We start from the raw sequence: 16,353 nt of genomic DNA, 5'->3' as shown, positions 1-16,353 counted from the left end.
GTCAGCGCCGGCTTTTTCTGTTTTGAGAGCACGAGAATCGTCGCTTAGCTATGGCGTAACGATGCCTAACGTGTTCGGCACCGCCAGCGAGCGAGACTGGATTCCCTTCAAGTACCCGTATGAAAATACTGTTTTGCGCCACGCAAAAACCTTTCATCCAACAAAACGCTTAAAGAAAACAACAGGTCGTATTCTGACATCCTCCGTTTTCTGGTGAGCGCATAATCCTCCCTTAATCACAATAATAATCAGCGCTACATATAGTCGCGGAGGCAGTATGTCTATCAGTGTGTTTGATCTTTTTAAAATAGGCGTAGGCCCATCCAGTTCTCATACTGTAGGTCCAATGCTGGCGGCAGCAGAGTTCGCCACCCATCTTGAAACCCTCGGCAAAGCCGCCGAGGTGAAACGTATTCAGTCCGATCTATTCGGTTCTCTAAGCGCCACCGGTGTTGGTCACGGTACCGATAACTCTGTGGTGATTGGTCTGATGGGTGAACGCCCGCACAGCGTCGATCCGGATATCATCCTGCCAGCAGTCGCTACGTTGCAGGAAACCAATACCCTGAAGTTCCTCAACACGTACGACATCGAGTTCATCTGGGAGCGGGATATGAACCTGCTTGAGGAGAATCTGCCGTATCACCCGAACGCCATGCGTCTGATCGCATTTGGCGCGAACGATGAGGTGCTGTACGAAAATACCTATTACTCCATCGGGGGTGGTTTTGTTATCGACGAGAGCGAAGCAACGGCAGACGCTCACGTTGTGCCGCAGGTAGAGGTTCCTTACGACTTCAACAACGCAGTCGAGCTGCTGAAAATGTGTCAGGAGAACAACCTGCGCATCAGCGAACTGATGATGGAAAACGAGAAGGTTTGGCGCAGCGAGCAGGACGTACGCGACGGCCTGATGGATATCTGGGCGGCGATGAAAGAGTGTATCGCCAACGGTCTGCACAAAGAGGGTACGCTGCCAGGTGGCCTGCACGTTAAGCGACGTGCGATGAGCCTGCACAAATCCCTGATCCGTTCCACCAAGCCTAATGTGATCAGCTCTACGCTGGGTGCGATGGACTGGGTTAACCTTTACGCGCTGGCCGTAAACGAAGAGAATGCGGGTGGTGGTCGTATGGTAACGGCGCCAACGAACGGTGCGGCGGGCATCATCCCTGCGGTACTGATGTACTACATGGAGTTCACGCCAAACCCAACCGAAGCGTGTGTAGTGGATTTCCTGTTGGCTGCCGCAGCAATCGGTTCCCTGTGTAAGAAGAACGCGTCCATCTCGGGTGCTGAAGTAGGGTGCCAGGGCGAAGTCGGTTCTGCGTGTGCAATGGCGGCTGCAGGGCTGAGTGAAGTGCTGGGCGGTACGCCGCAGCAGGTAGAAAACGCAGCAGAGATTGGCTTGGAGCATAACCTGGGTTTGACCTGTGACCCGGTGGGCGGTCTGGTACAGGTGCCATGCATCGAGCGTAACGCCATCGCAGCGATGAAAGCGATCAACGCGACGCAGATGGCCCTGCGTGGAGACGGTGACCACTTCATCTCGTTGGATAAGGTGATCAAAACCATGCGCGACACCGGTATGGACATGCAGGACAAATACAAAGAGACCTCTCGCGGAGGTCTCGCAGTAAACGCCATTGAGTGTTAAACGAGCGATTTAACAAAAACAAAAGCCACTGCTGTGAAAAGTAGTGGCTTTTTTGATTTGCGCATATTATTTATTTAGCCGTCGCATTATGCGACAGGGCGCATTAGATCAGGAAGGATCCTGATCTATAAGGATAATTACAAAAAATAGAGCGGTCTGCCTGGGTGGTGGCAGCGCCGACGTGGGCTTAAATATGGCAAACCCTTCATCCGGTTCTGACGTGCGCACTGTACGTTCAGTCGGTTTCCTCCTACTCAACAACTTCACCATGATCTCGCTTGCTTCAGCCGTTGAGGCGTTGCGAATGGCCAATCAGTTAAGTGGTGAACAGCTATATGAATGGCATACCTTAACGCTGGACGGTGAGCCGGTCAGCGCAAGTGATGGCATCAAGATCACACCCGATGCCGGTGCTTTGGATAACCTTGGCCTGGATACAGTGATCGTGTGCGGCGGCGTGAACGTTGCTAAATCCTACGACAAGACCCATCTGAACTGGTTAAAGGAGATGGACCGCAAAGGGTGTAACCTGGGTGGTATCTGCACCGGTGCCCATGCGCTGGCGACCGCAGGTCTGTTAGACGGCTACGACTGCAGCGTGCACTGGGAATACCTGGCCGCCATGCAGGAAGCCTTTCCGCATGTACGCTTTACCAGCAGCCTGTTCAGTCTGGACCGTAACCGCTTTACCGCCAGTGGTGGCACGGTGCCGCTGGATATGATGTTGAAGCTGATCAAGCAGGAACACGGTTACCGCCTGTCTGCCGCGATTTCCGAGATGTTTATCTGTGATCGCATCCGTGACGAAAGTGACCAGCAGAAGGTACCGCTGCGTCACGTACTGGGCACTTCGCAGCCGAAGCTGGTAGAGGTGGTGGCCTTGATGGAAGCGAACATCGAAGAGCCGATCGAGATGGACGAGCTGGCCGAATATGTGGGCCTTTCTCGTCGCCAATTGGAGCGTCTTTTCCAGAAATACCTGGATTGCTCGCCTTCCAAGTATTACCTCAAACTTCGTCTGTTACGCGCACGCCAGTTGCTGATGCAGAACACGATGCCAATCGTTGAAGTCGCAGCCGCCTGTGGTTTCGTCTCGACACCGCATTTCAGCAAGTGTTACCGCGAGCACATGGGGGTTCCACCAAGCGAAGAACGCGCGGCTGTGAAGAAAGGCGCACCACTGCCTGAGCTGGATACACAGCCTCCGCTGCCAAAACGCAAGCAAGTGCAGCCTTTGCAAGACACACGTTCTTCAGAGGTATTTAGCGAAGCTAAGAAAGAATCGACCTTTGGTTCGGTGAATTTAAAGGATAAGTCCTGAACTGAAATCGCGCACCAGTTTACTCAATAACCCGTATTGTTACGCGGGTAATTGGTAACCATATTGGTAGGGTTCTTCATCTATTCTGAAGGCCCAGGATTCCTGGGCCTATCTATCCTTTCCTAATCACTGTCAGGTGAATACCAGCTCGGTACACGTGTTCATAATTCATACTGTGATACAGCTATTCTTTCCTGCCGCATGGTTTTGATGTGACAACGTATTTTGTGGCGTGCCGTGCCTATATCTGATTGCCGATGCTAACCTTTACTCTGTATAAGATTTATATCCCTCCATTTTGATCAATGGCCATTGGTATAAAGTGAAATGGATGACTTATCGCTAACTTTAGGGATCGCTATTTTCATCGTTGCTGCGGGCGTGATTGGATATTTCGGTGTTCAGATGACCAAAGTAGCTCGGCAACTTGCCTCCGATACAGGTATGGGGGAGGCGTTAATGGGGGCGGTCTTTATCGGCGCATCGACATCCCTATCGGGCATTACCGCCTCGGTGACGGCCGCGTCTCAAGGTCATGCTGAACTTGCTGTAAGTAATGCTCTTGGGGGGATAGCGGCTCAGACATTCTTTCTTGTTGTTGCAGATATGGTCTATCGGAAGGCCAATCTCGAACATGCAGCTGCCTCTGCTGAAAACCTCATGATGGCAGCGTTTCTTATCGTGTTGCTTTCAATACCTCTCGCGGCATTCGCCATGCCTGATTTTGCTGTATATGCGATACACCCCGCTTCGTTCGCCATTGTTGGAACCTATATATTTGGCATTTATGTTTTATCCCGAACCCACAAAATGCCGATGTGGTTCCCGAAGCGAACCAGAGATACGCGCGTAGAAAGTTATCAGCGCCCCAATAAGCGAAAACATAGTTTTCTGGGCGTACTTTGGATCAAGTTCCTACTTTATTCTGCAATCGTAGCAGTATCAGGGTGGGCACTCGGACACGCTGGCATAGCAATTGCCGGAACGACTGGATTGTCAGAAAGTATTGTCGGGGGCGTGCTGGTTGCGGTATCCACATCTTTACCTGAGCTGGTGATTGCTGTTACTGCGGTTAGGATGCGGTCTTTAACGCTTGCTGTGGGCGATATTATTGGTGGAAATACCTTTGATACCTTGTTCATCAGTGTTTCTGATATTAGCTACCGACAGGGTTCAATTTACAGCGATATAACGCGTAACGAATTGTTTTGGCTGGCAATGACAATCCTGATGACCGGGGTGTTGCTCATGGGGTTAATTCATCGTGAACGTCATGGAATCGCTAATATAGGTTTAGAAAGTTTTATAGTGATGGTTTGTTATATCGGTGGGTTGGCTCTCCTTGCTTACCAGTGACGCGATCATAAAATGATTTCATAACACCTTCCGATTTGATGCTCGAAAAGTGTCAAGGTTATTCAGGACGGGACCCTTATATAAAAAAGGCCCGAGCTAAGTCGGGCCTAAAGAGGGTTCTAGCAGTACGTTAAAGAAACGATTTATTTGACTCAGTTCGTCAGGTGTACGTAGCTGTCTACGAAACGTTTGTACTTGTGTTGGCCACAGGTGTAGGTCTCGTATTTAGCCGGATTCTCTTCGCTCTGGCAGGTTGGCACCACACTCACTTCCGCATCAAAATCCAGGTCGATGAAGAACGGTACGGAATAGCGCTCTTTGCCGCTGGCGTTGATAACGCGGTGCATGGTGGAGATATAGCGGTCGTTGGTGAAGGTCTGCACCAGGTCACCGATGTTTACGATAAAGGTGTCTTCTACCGGTGGAGCGTTCACCCAGTCACCTTCGCGGTTTTGTACCTGCAAGCCACCTACGGCATCCTGGGAAAGGATGGTTAGGAAGCCGTAGTCGGTGTGTGCGCCGATACCGATCTCTTCCTGGCTAATCTCACCTTCCTGCGGTGGGTAGTGCAGCAGGCGCTGGATGGTGATCGGTTTCTGCTGCAGTTTTTCAAAGTAGTCGGCTGGTAATCCCAGGCTAAGGGCGATGGCGCTGATCAGCTTACGGGCCAGGTTCATCATTTCTCCGTGGTACTGATCCATGGTTTCGCGGAAACCTTCCGGCTGTTCCGGCATCAGGTTCGGGCCGAAGAACGGGGCGACTTCCTGCTCATGCTTGCCGAAATCAAAACACTCTTTGAAGTCACGGGTGTTTTCCGGGTCTACGTTCTCGCCGTACATCGGTATATAACCTCGCAGAGTCTGACCGGAGTTGATGATATTCAGCTTATCTTTCTCTGCCAGTGGCAGGTCGAAAAACGCTTCGGTCTGGGCGTACACCGCTTCGATCAGCTCTTTCGCCACACCGTGGTTTTTGATGTAGAGAAAGCCGATGTTTTCGCAGATATGGCCGATCTCGTCAGCCACTTTCTGTGGGTCGCTGCCGTCGATCAACGGACCTACATCCACAATCGGGATTTCGCTGAAGGAAACGGTTTTGCTGTGAAGACGAACGTCCTGGTAAGAGGTCTCTGCGGCAGAAGTAGCATAAGTCACTGTAATTCACCTTGATTGTCTGGGGCGCCCGTAACACGTGGCCTCACGCGAAAGCGACCCTGTTCTTATTGTGTGGTGACCAGTTTCTCTGAAGTGGGGTGGTGGCCTATATCACAAAAGCGAAGAACCCTGTTCTTGAAACGAGAATTTGACGGAATTTGTGCGTACTAGAGGAAGGAAAATGGGGTTAGCTCTGGCGCAGTTCTGATGGACGTTTGCCGAACTGTTCACGGAAGCATTTACCGAAGTGACTCTGCGAATTGAAACCCGTCGCTTGCGCTATGTTGGCGATACTGAGGTGGGTTTCCTCCAGCATCTTTTTGGCTTGCTGCAAACGCAGACGCAGGTAGTAACGACCGGGGGTGGTATCTTCGTATTTGCGGAACACGATCTCCAAATTGCGTGGGGTGGTGCCAATCCGGCTGGCAAGCGTGGAGATGGAATAGGGTTCAGCGATGTGCTTTTCCATCAACTCTACTGCAGCACCCAAACACGGGGATTTGATACGTAGGCTCAGTTGGCGATGGGTGCTTTGCATCTCTTCACTGCTGCGTACGCGATCCTGCATAAACTGCTGCGCCACACGGTGGATGAACTCTTTACCGTGATCAAGGCCGATCAGGTATAGCATCATGTCCAGAGTGGCCGTCCCGCCAGCACTGGTGAGCAGGTCACCAGTAACAGTAAATAAGTTTTCCTGCAGAGGAATGGATGGAAACAGCTCCGAGAACGTGGTGCGGTATTCCGGCACGGTTGTACAGCTTTTACCTTCCAGGAATCCGGCTCGGGCGAGAATAAACGCACCGCTGCTGAGTGCGGCGATTTTACCCTTGTTACGCTGAATCATTTTCAGTGCGCGGTTGAGTTCCGCGTTATCGTAACGTGCGGCATCACGGTAAGCGCAAACGAATACGATGTCGCTGTTCAGACACTGATCCAGGGTGGTGGTGACGTTCACCGGTACCTGGTTTGAGCTGGTGATGACATCGCCCACGTTTACAGCTTCCGGAGAACAGATGGTGTACTGGTACAGTGTCTGATCATCCAGCCAATTAGCAACGCTCAACGCTTCGACCGCCAGGGAAAACGAGGTGAGCGCAAATCCCGGCAGCAGGATAAAACTGACCTGGGTAGGTGTCAGGGCTGCGTTCATTGATGTAATCGCTAGCTCTGCTGCTTGGCCCGAGCAGCGCTCGGCGATACGCCAAAGTAGTCTTTGAAACAGTTACTGAAGTGGCTGGTGCTGACGAAACCACTGGCGATCGCGACGTTGGTGATACTCTCATTGGTTTGTAGCAGCAAGCGGCGTGCGTGGGTAATACGCAGCTCAAGATAGTAGCGGGAGGGGCTACTATCCAGATGGGTCTGGAACAGACGTTCCATCTGACGGCGGGAGATGTTGATACAACTCGCCAGCTCTTCGAGACCCAGTGGTTCTTCGATGTTGTTGCGCATCAGCTCCATAACGCTGCGTAGAGATTCCGGCAGGGTTGGGTCATCACCCAGCTGCAGCGGAACGGAATCCTGGGCCTCAGCGACCTGATCGCAGCTCAGGATTTCACGGATCGCACGCACCAGGTCGGTGCCTTTCAGCTGACTGATCAGCTTCAGCATCATCTCCAGCGCACTCACCGGTCCCGAGCAGGTGGCACGTTTGTTACTCACAACCAACGTGTTTTTGGAGACGTTTACCCGGTTGAAGGTTTCACGCATAAAGGCGTGGTTGTCTGGATGGGCAGCACATTCCTGGCCGTTTAGCAGTTCGGCGTGGGCGAGGGCCACGGCGCCGTTCCACAATCCGCCCAGGATCAGACCCTGTTTATCGGCCGCCTTCAGGCAGGTGTTCAGTTTTGAATTGATCTCCAGCGAAGAACGGAAGCCGCCACAGACGATCAGAATATCCAGATCGCCCCGATGCTGGATCTGCAGGCTTTCTACGGTACCGTCGGTGGAGATGTTGATACCCAGATCGCTGACTACCATCCGGGAGTCGATACCCAGCGTGCGGTATTCAAAGATCGGGCTGGTGTGGACCAGGTTTGCTGTTACCAGTACGTCCAAGGCACCGGTGAATGCCACCATCGAAAAGTGTTCCTGCAGGATGAAGCCTACGCGGATGGGTTGCTCTGCCGAAGCGTCCGAATTCACATAGGCTTTGTTGGAATCACTGTTCGCTTTGCTGAAATCGCGTTTGGTGGAGCAATTGGTCATAGATAGGGCCTCAATTCCAGATCACAGATCCGATCTGTACAACAATAAATTAAAGCAGATCCAGCTGTGATACCTGACTTAAAGCGACATGCTGGTATATAAACTGCCCATCCACGTGTCGTGGTCGGGCAGTGATCCTCTCACGGCTGCATGATCAGCTCAAACAGCATAGAGCAGTCTGTCGCTTTTGGTAGGGAATCGATCGCATGCACGATCTGATTCAGCCGTGCTGCAGGGAAACTCACGCTGCCCAGCAGGTGGAATTTGGCAAGAAACTCCTCACGCGTCATTGCGGTTGCCGGGTCACCTTTAGCCTGGGTGATCGGGCTGACAATTTCCTGACCATCTTTCAGCTGAATGGTTACACGAGACAGGATCTCTTCCGGGAAGCGAGCCGACAGGTCATCTGCTTCAACGATCTCAACCTTGCGGCTCACGGAAAGAATATCCTCTGCGGTGATGGCATCGCCGGTGACTTCGGCAGGCCCTACCTGACCGCGGGCGATCAGAGCCGCCAATGGGAATGCCAGACCATACTGTGCTTCATCGGCGTTGGCCGGGAAGTGGCCCTGAAGGCGCATTGATTCGTGGAAGGTTTCTACGCGGATCTGTTCAACGTTACCGCCCGTGATTTCAGGATGCTGTTCCAGCATTGCGGTGACAGCTGTCAGCGATGGCTGTGCCCAGCGGCATACCGGCCACGGCTTAAAGTACTGGGCATCGATCTCCCAGCGTTCACCCAGATCGTTCCAGCAATGGGCAATTTTGTTTTCGGCTACTGTTTCAGCCGGTGCACCAGTGATACCCGCCTGCGCCATAAACACGGCATTTACACCGGCATAGGCGCCCGCACCGTGCGCATCACGCAGCATGGAAGGGAAATCCACCAGTCGCATCATTGGGCAGCGTGGGCCGAAGTATTCGGCAATACCTAGGGCATGCAGGAACTGCTCCTCATCCATTCCGAGCAAACGCGCCGCACCACACACCACACCCAGACCTGAGAAGGCACCGGATGCATGGTATTCGGCAGCCGTGTCCATCAAAGCGACACCTGCACGCAAACCTGTTTCGTAGGCGATAGCAAGCACGGTCAGGAACTCTTCACCGCTGATCTCACGGCCTTGTGCCCGACACGCATCGGCCAGTGCCAGCAGGGCAGGGACCACGGTCGCACCCGCATGACCTTTGGAGGTGAAGTGACCTTCGTGGGCATCCAGGCTGTCGGCACTGAAACCGCCCGCCCAGGCAGCGCCCATCGGATGCACCGCACGTCCATCAAACAACAGACGGCAGCTCAAATCGGTGGCTGGGTAGTGGGTTGCCGCATAGCTACGGATGTTGGTAGTGGTTTCGTTCTCTTTTGCACCGGCCACTACACCCAGAATATCCATCAGCGAGGTGCTGACCAGATAACGGGTGTGTTCCGGGATATCGCTGTATTTGAGATCTTGAATAAAGCTGAACAGAGACATCGTTGTTGTTTCCTGAGACAGAGGGCAAAAAGGCACCTTGCGGTGCCTTTGTGAGCCGTGACGTTATGTTTACTTAGCAGCCGCGCGCGCTTCTGCCAGCCAGCTATCGAATGTGTCCTGGTGTGCAGAGATCCACTCTTTTGCATGACGCTTGATGTCTTTCATAGACTTTTCGCCATTCTGCATCTTCAGGTTCTGCGCACTTTCATCGCCTGCAGTGATCTGTACCAGAGACAAGAATTTGGTCGCGGCAGGGTTCTCTTCGGCAAACTCTTTGTTCAATACTGCCTGAACCTGGTCTACCGCGAAGCCAAGGTTTTTTCCCTGGAAGCTGGTGTTTACGTCGTTGTTGCCATCAGGCAGGGAGGTGTAAGGTACTTCCAGCCAAACAACGTCTTCATTCTCAACCAGTACACCCGCGATCCACTGTGGTACCCAAGTGAAGTACAGGATTGGCTGACCTTCTTTGTAACGGGTGATGGTGTCCGCCATCAGTGCGAAGTAGGAACCCTGGTTGTGGGTTACGGTGTCTTTCAGGTCGTACGCCAACATGTGGTGGTTGATGACCAGTTCACAGCCCCAGCCCGGGTTACAGCCGGTCAGGTCTGCTTTGCCATCGCCGTTTGCGTCAAACAGCTTGGCGATTTCTGGTTTTTTCAGGTCGGTCAACTTGGTGATGTTGTGCGCTTCAGCGGTTTTCTTGTCGATCAAGTAACCCTGCAGTACACCCGGGATTACATCACCTGCTTTAACCATGGTACGGTCGCCGCCAGCGTTCTCGTAGAACGTATCGTGCAGGATATCCCACATGTGTACGCTGAAATCTGCATCGCCGTAAGACAGGGCCAGCATCATGGTGGCGTATTCTGTCTCTTTCGGCTCTTCAACTTCGTAGCCCAGGGCTTCCAGACCCGCAATCGCGATTTCGCCGCGGAAACGCTCTTCCGCAATGCTTGGAAAGATTGGAGTGACTTCTACACCTTTACCCGGCATGGATTCAGCGTTTGCGGTCAGTGCCATAGCGGCGAAAGAGCCCGCTACCGTCAGTTTTGCGATTGATTTGGTCAGTTCTTTAACGCGTGAAAGCATCATCGCTACATCCTCATTCTTGTGCTTATTTTTGAGTTGTTTGTCGGAACTTAAGATTTCGAGTATTTGAATGCTTGAATTCGTTTACTTAGCCTGTATGCCGCGGTAGGCGCGAACCACGAAGCCGACAGGGCCGGTCTCGTACCAGTGCAGTGTGTTAGACGCATCGGTGCGCTCACCCATTGCCTGAGTCAGGCGGTCCAGGAAGATAGCGAGCAGTACCAGACCTACACCGCCAACGGTCGCCAGACCCATATCCAGACGGCCAATACCGCGCAGTACCATCTGACCCAGACCACCTACAGAGATCATGGATGCGATTACGACCATGGACAGAGACAGCATCAGCGTCTGGTTCACACCCGCCATGATGGTTGGGGTAGCCAGGGGCAGCTGCACTTTGAACAGCATCTGGCGTGGGGTGCAGCCGAAGGCACGGGCCGCTTCGATTTTGTCTTCAGGTACCTGACGAATCCCTAAGTTGGTCAGGCGCACCAGCGGCGGCAGGGCGAAGACGATGGTTACCAGGACACCCGGCACGTTACCGATGCCGAACAGCATTACGACCGGTACCAGGTATACGAATGCTGGCAGGGTCTGCATCGCATCCAGAATCGGACGGACAATCTTTTCGATGCGGTCGCTGCGTGCGGACAGGATGCCCAGCGGCACACCAATCACCACACAGAAGAACAGGGAGGTCAGTACCAGAGACAGGGTTGTCATGGACTCGGACCACACACCGATCATCCCTAAGAAGAACAGGGTGATCGCACAGAAGACACCCATCTTCTTCCCGGCCAACTGCCAACCCAGCAAGGAGGACAGGATGATGCCGATCAGTGGTGGGATCGATTTCAGGATTGTTTCGGATACGTCCAGCACCTGATCAATCGGCCAGCGGATCGCACGGAAGAAACCGCGGAAGTTCTGTACCAGGTACTGCAGGATTGCTTCGACCCACTCACCCAGTGGGATGCTCAGGTAGTCAAATGGGTCTAACAGGCTAACTTCGATCATTTTTATTCACCTTCTTGTTCTTATGTGTGGCTCAGCGTCTGTAACAGGCGATCCTTGGAGATCACGCCGCAGAAGGTGCCGTTGCGCTCGATCACCGGTACCGGGTACTCGGCATTGGCAACTTTCTTCACGATATCTTTCACCATGTCATCGCTGTAAACGGCGGCGTGCTGATCAACACGTTGCTGCATGAGGTGGTCGACATTGGTTTGTGCAGCGTCGAGACCGGTGAGCGGTACGATGCCCTGCAGTTTGTCGCTGTTATCCAGCAGGTAACCAAAGTCGTTGTTGGCGGAGTCGAAAGGCTGAACACTGCCATTGATACGGATGGTGCAGCCGCTGGTGGGGCAGGCCACATCGCCTGCTTTCAGGATCTTGCTCACATCCACGCCTTTGAAGAAGGTTTCCACGTAATCATCGGCCGGATTACGCATGATCTCTTCAGGGGTACCGATCTGTACCACGCGGCCGCCTTCCATGATCGCGATGCGGTCACCGATACGGATCGCTTCGTCCAGGTCGTGGGAGATAAAGATGATGGTACGTTCCTGCTCTTTCTGCAGGCGGATCAGTTCGCCCTGCATCTCGTATCGGATCAGTGGATCCAGTGCGGAGAATGCTTCGTCCATAAGCAGGATGGTTGGATCATTGGTCAGTGCACGGGCCAGGCCCACACGCTGCTGCATACCGCCGGAAAGCTGGTGCGGGTAACTTGCGCCATGTTCACCCAGGCCTACCTGCTCCAGCGCTTCCTGCGCGCGGCGGTTACGCTCTTTCTTATCAACGCCGGAGATCTCCAGACCAAACGCGGCGTTTTCCAGTACGCTCATATGCGGCATCAGCGCGAAAGACTGGAAGACCATGCTCATTTCTTTCCGGCGAACGTCCAACAGGTCCGCATCACCCAGGCCGGTAATGTCTTTGCCGTTGAGTTCGATCGTGCCGGCAGTCGGCTCAATCAGACGGTTAAGCAGACGTACCATGGTGGACTTGCCAGAACCGGAAAGGCCCATGATGACGAAAATTTCACCCTTTTTTACGGAGAAGGAGGCATCGAAAACACCGACGGTCTGACCGGTTTTCTCAAAGATCTCGTCTTTAGTCGCGCCGTTGCGAAGCATCTGCATTGCAGTGTCCGGCTGCTCGCCAAACACTTTGTAGACGTTTCTGATAGACAGAATATCTGTGGTGTCTGTCATACTGCCCTCTGTTTTTCTTATGTTTATTATTTGTGCACCCTCTGCGGCAGTGTCCCTGACTTTCTGTTGGGAAGCGGGGGCTGCCAAAAGCGGTTTTGAAGGTATGAATCTGGTGGAGAGAATGCGAGTTCAAACCGGTCCAGACCGCGCCAATCAAGGCCGCTGCAGTGCCTGTACCTGTATTAAGTTAAGGACTTTACGAAATACCGTCCAACGACATATTTACCGTAAAAACCATAACCTTGAGTTATTGGTTGCGGGTGTTTTTGGGGGTAATCAGGGTATATATAACCCTATGTTGTGGAATGCGACATTCAGCTGCGTAACTGCGAAAGGCTATCAGGGGAGGCTCGAAGGTTGTTGTGGCGTTGAAAGGGCTCCCGAGGAATTTTATGGCGCAACGTGATACTCAACAGGCCTATTTCAGGCTACTCATCTGGATCTTGTTCTCCCTTTGGACTCTGTAATACTCGATCTGAATTGATGAGAGGTAGTGATCATGTCCCAGCTTTTTGATAACTGGCCCGATCCTTATGAACAATGGTTTCAGACGCCCATCGGTGCGTTGGTTAAATCAGTTGAGCTGGAATGGGTGATGAATCTGCTTCAGCCTCAAGCCGGGGAGCTAATCCTGGATGCCGGCTGTGGCAGTGGTATTTTCACACAGCCGATTGCCGAGAACGGCGCCCAGATTACCGGGATCGATATCTCACAACCGATGTTGGAACGTGCACAAAAAAGGCTGCCCCGGCACGAATTTCTCGCTGCGGATATCTGTGATCTTCCTTTTGTGGATGAGTCATTTGATAAGACGGTATCGATCACTGCCCTGGAGTTTATCGAGGATGGAGAACAAGCGATTGCGGAGCTATTTCGGGTGACGAAACCGGGTGGGCTGGTGGTTGTAGCAACGCTAAACCGATTAAGCCCGTGGGCAACCCGTCGTAAGGATCGGGCTAAGCAAGACAGTGAATCCGTCTTTAATCATGCCTTCTTTCGCCGCCCGCAAGAGTTGTTGGATATGGCGCCGATGAGAGGAGAAGCATTTACTGCCGTGCATTTTGCGAAGGATGACGATCCAGAGGTCGCGAGGAAGATTGAAGAACAGGGTAAAGATGCAAAGTTGGATACGGGGGCGTTTCTGATCGTATCGTGGCGCAATTCTTAATCTGCAGGCACTTGGATTGTAAGGGTTTACGGGCACGCAACTAGAACAGCTGCACTGCCCTTGTGTATAGCATTGGAGATAAGCCGCTGTTGCTATACAACCCGGTGGTGACTTAACTAAACTGCAGTCAGAGTATATGAGGCACTTACCATGGAGCAGTTGACCAGAGCGCAGTTTGATCAGGATTACGCCGCCGAGCACCTTCGGGAGTTGTCGGTGTTCGGTGCTCTGGACCAGGATTTTGTCGGACATCTGCTAGATAAGTGTGAAATATACCGTACTGAGCCCGGCGATCTGCTGTTTCAGGAAGGCCAGTATCCGAAAGGGTTTTATATACTCATCGAAGGCGATAGCACGCTCTATTGTGGCCGGCAGCTAAAAAACCAGATGGTTAATGTTCTCAGGCCCGGCGAATGTGTTGGTTTTATCAGCATGATCTCGATGCATCCGGTCATTGGTGATGTTACACCGACGGCGGGGTCTGTGATTCTGTATATCGACAACGCCCTGTTTGCCTCCCTGCCGGAAATCGATGGTGAACAATCATTTATCCTGTTAATGAACCTGACTCGTAATGTGTGCCGGGCCTATATAAAACATACGATTCAGGAATAGTCACAGCCAGCATGCCCTAAGGATGTGCGAAACGGTGCTAATGTCCGCTGCGAATGGCTAGTTTGTAAATTTCGTTCCCGAGCCTGAGAAAGCAAGGTAGCACTAGCGTCATTCTGTGCTTTCGTTCGGAGCGGACATCAGCAACCGTTATCCCGCGCTCTCAATATGAGCCGGTTGCCTTTGCTGCATGAGCCTAGGTGAATTGTCAGTCAATACTCGCTCTGGCTGACGTATAACCAATATTACTTTCCTGTTCTGCCTGCCCCTCAGCGGAAACGGCATGCTCTTTCCCTCTAACGAATGCGATCAGGTAAAGGGTCAATGCCATCACATTAAGTCCACTCACCGCAAACAGCAGGATATCCACCACATCGAAGATAATATTGAAGCCAAATACCGCCAATGTTCCGGCAATTACAATCAATGCCATGTAGATAGCGATATTGGTGTTTTCACGATTGTTGATGAATAGCTGCGTGAGGAAAAAGTAAGAGCCAAGTAGGGTGGTTATGCCTGATAGAATGGCAAAGACTGACATCACTACCAAGCCAAAGCTGCCAGTGACGCTGATAGCCGTGTTAAAGAACCCTGACAGGCGCGAAATTCCGTCAGCTGGAAACATGATGAGGTGATGAGCTATGCCATAGGAGGCGATGTAGGAGGTAATGAGCAGTGACACTGCAACGGTGATCGCTGTTGGGATTACCTGGGTCATTGCAGCATTGTGTGGGCTCATATCTTTGTCTTCCGCTGCTGCGAGAGGCGAGGTGCCCAAGCCGGCTTCCGATGTTTGAATAATTCGCTGCAAGCCGAAAATCAGCCCGATAGGTGCGCCGACCGCCATGGTCAACGGATTGGTAAAACCCTCCCAGGCTCGGCTCAGAAATACTGGAATATGTTCAGCTGTCAGGCCAAGGAAGATGAAGAAAAAGATAAAGTAGGACACCACCGCCAAGCCGATCATACCTGACAACGAATTGATAAACAGGGAGTGTTTCTTAGTCAGGATGATACCGCTGGCAATCAGAATGATCGGGATGATAACAAACAGATAACGCTGCATTTCTGTGAGTGTTTCACCTCCGGTTTTACTCACCACAATGCTGGTGACTGTATCAATACCGTTAAACTGGAACCCGCCAAAACCGAAGATATACAGCACCACCAATGAGACGGAATAAAAAAACGCGGCATGTCTGCTGATGTTGTGCCTGATGTACTCAACAGGGGACTGTTGGAGTCGGCGGCTGATAAACGTTTCGGAGTAGGTTAGCGGTATCAGCATACAGGCGCCCAGAATCCCCCACAGGACGATTCCCTCAATAAAACCCTGTCCGGCATCTGATAGTTTGTTCAGTGAGCCCAGCACCCCGATGATGGCCCCCGTGCCAATTTTGGCACCCAACGAAATCGATGCTGGACCGATCATTTTTTTAAACGAGATCGTCTTGGAATTCCGATCGGTTTTTACAAGAAGGGTAAAGGTGGTATACGCGATAAAGAGACTGCTTACGATAAGAAGGGGGAGAAACAGTGGCCAAACGAAGTTTGATATGGACGATGTAAAGTCGGCTATATAGCTCAAACTTTCTTTCATATTAGAACCTACGTGTATTGTATTTATTGTGAACGCATTATCCATGTCAGGGTTTTGGTTTGTGAACCAATTATTACAAAACATGAGCGCAAAACCATAAAGTGCAGGTTTGCTTGAAGATAGGACCACGACCTTTGAGAGGATTGGGCCAGGCTCCCGCATCCAGAGCGTACGTACTGGCCACTCCAAATCGGCTAGCGTGGGAAGGTGTTGGAGGGCATCAAACAAAATTCATAAGGGCTGTTTAACCGATTGGATTCCTGTGTCGTGCAGCGGCATACATCTGGACTGAATTACTACACATGAATACCTCCTCATCTCACTGCGCCTGCCAGGCACTTCGGCAAAATGCCAATCAGCTTTTAAGGTTTAAAGCTCTTCGCGTATCACTGCACCACGATTGCCACTCTCGTTCAATACATACCTATTGTCATTGAGTCGGCGTTCAGCCCAGTTGAGTGCTCATTCTAGGTCGTCGTGAAGCTGTACGT

General features: G+C 52.1%; 13 protein-coding genes. 5 read left to right on the top strand and 8 right to left on the bottom strand.

Annotation, left to right across the window (positions count from 1 at the left end):
- Positions 1–277: 277 nt before the first annotated feature.
- The 3 genes from QKW35_RS19410 to QKW35_RS19400 all read left to right on the top strand — a co-directional run bounded on the left by QKW35_RS19410 (position 278) and on the right by QKW35_RS19400 (position 4,334).
- The gene (locus QKW35_RS19410) at positions 278–1,657 is read left to right on the top strand and encodes an L-serine ammonia-lyase (protein WP_282355807.1); all 1,380 of its coding nucleotides are present in this window, start codon (positions 278–280) and stop codon (positions 1,655–1,657) included.
- Between the two features lie 193 nt (positions 1,658–1,850).
- Positions 1,851–2,978 (top strand): choline metabolism transcriptional regulator GbdR, encoded by a 1,128-nt coding sequence (gbdR, locus tag QKW35_RS19405; RefSeq protein ID WP_282355805.1) that lies wholly within the window; start codon positions 1,851–1,853, stop codon positions 2,976–2,978.
- A 327-nt stretch (positions 2,979–3,305) separates the two neighbouring features.
- Complete coding sequence (locus QKW35_RS19400; protein ID WP_282355803.1) at positions 3,306–4,334, top strand: sodium:calcium antiporter; 1,029 nt, start codon at positions 3,306–3,308, stop codon at positions 4,332–4,334.
- A gap of 152 nt (positions 4,335–4,486) precedes the next feature.
- Here the strand turns inward: QKW35_RS19400 and QKW35_RS19395 are convergent, their stop codons facing one another.
- The 7 genes from QKW35_RS19395 to proV form a co-directional block, all read right to left on the bottom strand.
- A complete protein-coding gene (locus QKW35_RS19395) occupies positions 4,487–5,488 on the bottom strand; it encodes an isopenicillin N synthase family dioxygenase (RefSeq protein WP_282355802.1) in 1,002 nt (333 codons plus the stop codon).
- Between the two features lie 187 nt (positions 5,489–5,675).
- Positions 5,676–6,641 (bottom strand): GlxA family transcriptional regulator, encoded by a 966-nt coding sequence (locus QKW35_RS19390; protein WP_282355801.1) that lies wholly within the window; start codon positions 6,639–6,641, stop codon positions 5,676–5,678.
- 11 nt (positions 6,642–6,652) lie between these two features.
- Complete coding sequence (locus QKW35_RS19385) at positions 6,653–7,699, bottom strand: GlxA family transcriptional regulator (RefSeq protein ID WP_282355800.1); 1,047 nt, start codon at positions 7,697–7,699, stop codon at positions 6,653–6,655.
- Between the two features lie 140 nt (positions 7,700–7,839).
- Entirely contained in the window at positions 7,840–9,174 is a 1,335-nt protein-coding gene (locus tag QKW35_RS19380) for an MmgE/PrpD family protein (RefSeq protein ID WP_282355799.1), read from the bottom strand.
- 69 nt (positions 9,175–9,243) lie between these two features.
- Positions 9,244–10,266, bottom strand: coding sequence for a glycine betaine/L-proline ABC transporter substrate-binding protein ProX (gene proX / locus QKW35_RS19375; RefSeq protein WP_282355797.1), 1,023 nt, complete (start codon positions 10,264–10,266; stop codon positions 9,244–9,246).
- A gap of 81 nt (positions 10,267–10,347) precedes the next feature.
- Positions 10,348–11,283, bottom strand: a complete 936-nt coding sequence (gene proW / locus QKW35_RS19370) for a glycine betaine/L-proline ABC transporter permease ProW (RefSeq protein ID WP_282355796.1) — start codon at positions 11,281–11,283, stop codon at positions 10,348–10,350.
- Positions 11,284–11,303: 20 nt separating this feature from the next.
- Positions 11,304–12,482 carry a glycine betaine/L-proline ABC transporter ATP-binding protein ProV gene (gene proV, locus QKW35_RS19365; protein WP_282355795.1) on the bottom strand — a complete coding sequence of 393 codons (1,179 nt, stop codon included), beginning with the start codon at positions 12,480–12,482 and terminating at the stop codon, positions 11,304–11,306.
- Between the two features lie 499 nt (positions 12,483–12,981).
- On the opposite strand from proV, the gene QKW35_RS19360 reads away from it, so the two are divergent.
- Positions 12,982–13,650 carry a class I SAM-dependent methyltransferase gene (locus QKW35_RS19360; RefSeq protein ID WP_282355794.1) on the top strand — a complete coding sequence of 223 codons (669 nt, stop codon included), beginning with the start codon at positions 12,982–12,984 and terminating at the stop codon, positions 13,648–13,650.
- A gap of 150 nt (positions 13,651–13,800) precedes the next feature.
- Complete coding sequence (locus tag QKW35_RS19355) at positions 13,801–14,265, top strand: cyclic nucleotide-binding domain-containing protein (RefSeq protein ID WP_282355793.1); 465 nt, start codon at positions 13,801–13,803, stop codon at positions 14,263–14,265.
- Positions 14,266–14,470: 205 nt separating this feature from the next.
- Here the strand turns inward: QKW35_RS19355 and QKW35_RS19350 are convergent, their stop codons facing one another.
- Positions 14,471–15,862 (bottom strand): ACGS family protein, encoded by a 1,392-nt coding sequence (locus QKW35_RS19350; RefSeq protein ID WP_282355790.1) that lies wholly within the window; start codon positions 15,860–15,862, stop codon positions 14,471–14,473.
- Between the last annotated feature and the right edge of the window lie 491 nt (positions 15,863–16,353).

Source organism: Pontibacterium granulatum (assembly GCF_029961155.1).
In the GTDB taxonomy this organism is placed as follows: Bacteria; Pseudomonadota; Gammaproteobacteria; order Pseudomonadales; family Balneatricaceae; genus Pontibacterium; species Pontibacterium granulatum.
Note: the sequence above shows the minus strand (reverse complement) of the source record. Positions and strands in the feature narration are given on the sequence as shown.